Raw genomic sequence first — 1035 nt, forward strand, 5'->3', positions numbered from 1 at the left:
TTTCAACTGTGCTTTTGTTCAGCGTTTCCTTAGGTATAGTATACCGCAAATTCTCTTGACAGGGAATCCCCGATGTGTTATAATCGTATTAACCAAAAGTTTATATGAGGTGGTGCACATGTATAATCCACAGCTGACAGCGTTTGTTTGTGCGGCAGACTGCGGCAGTTTTACTAAGGCGGCAGAAAAACTGTATCTGTCGCCCACCGCAGTGATGAAACAAGTCAATGCTCTGGAGGCACACTTGCAGATGCAGCTGATTTCCCGTACCAATCAGGGAATTCGCCTGACACCGGCGGGGGAGTCAGTCTATGCAGATGCCAAGTATCTGATAGACTATTCTGCCCGTGCGATTCGCCGGGCACAGCAGCGAATGTCTGACTATGAAAAGACATTCTGCGTGGGCACTTCGATCTTGAACCCTTGTAAACCCTTTGTGGATTTGTGGGGAAAAGTATCCGATCACTTTCCGGAATACCGGCTGAATATTGTGCCTTTTGAGGACGAACACACCACGATCTTGCAGGAGATCTCCGCACTGGGGGAAAAGTTTGACTTTCTGGTGGGAGTCTGCGATTCTGCAAAGTGGCTGCTGCACTGTCATTTTTTGCAGCTGGGTACATACCGGAAATGCGTTGCCGTCCGTGCCGGACACCCGCTGGCGAAAAAGGAAAAGTTGCAAATCTCCGACCTGTACGGGCAGAATCTGATGATGGTGCCCCGCGGGGATTCTGCGATCAACGATCAGATCCACCACGACTTGGAAGTCTGTCACCCGCAGATTCACATTGTGGATACACCGCAATATTATGATATGGGTGTCTTTAACCATTGTGCCCAGACCGATGACGTGCTTCTCACGATCGAGTGCTGGCGTGACGTGCACCCGCTGCTGGTGACAATTCCGGTGGAGTGGGAATATACCATTCCCTACGGCATTCTCTATGCCGTGCACCTGCCGGAAGATGTGGCAGAACTGATCGCACTGGTGAAGGAACAGCTGTAAGGCAATACCGCACAAAGAGCGTCTGGCGA

The 1035-nt window shown here is 50.6% G+C and carries 1 protein-coding gene; it reads left to right on the forward strand.

What is annotated here, in order from left to right; genetic code table 11:
• The first annotated feature begins 118 nt into the window (after positions 1 to 118).
• Positions 119 to 1006 carry a LysR family transcriptional regulator gene (locus RUMCAL_RS13205; RefSeq protein WP_040648280.1) on the forward strand — a complete coding sequence of 296 codons (888 nt, stop codon included), beginning with the start codon at positions 119 to 121 and terminating at the stop codon, positions 1004 to 1006.
• The last annotated feature ends 29 nt before the right edge of the window (positions 1007 to 1035 follow it).

It is taken from the genome of Ruminococcus callidus ATCC 27760 (genome assembly GCF_000468015.1).
GTDB classification, from domain to species: Bacteria; Bacillota; Clostridia; order Oscillospirales; family Ruminococcaceae; genus Ruminococcus_C; species Ruminococcus_C callidus.

Coding starts and splice junctions, on each gene's coding strand:
- RUMCAL_RS13205 (WP_040648280.1), top strand. CDS start 119: ATGTATAATCCACAGCTGACAGCGTTTGTTTGTGCGGCAGACTGCGGC.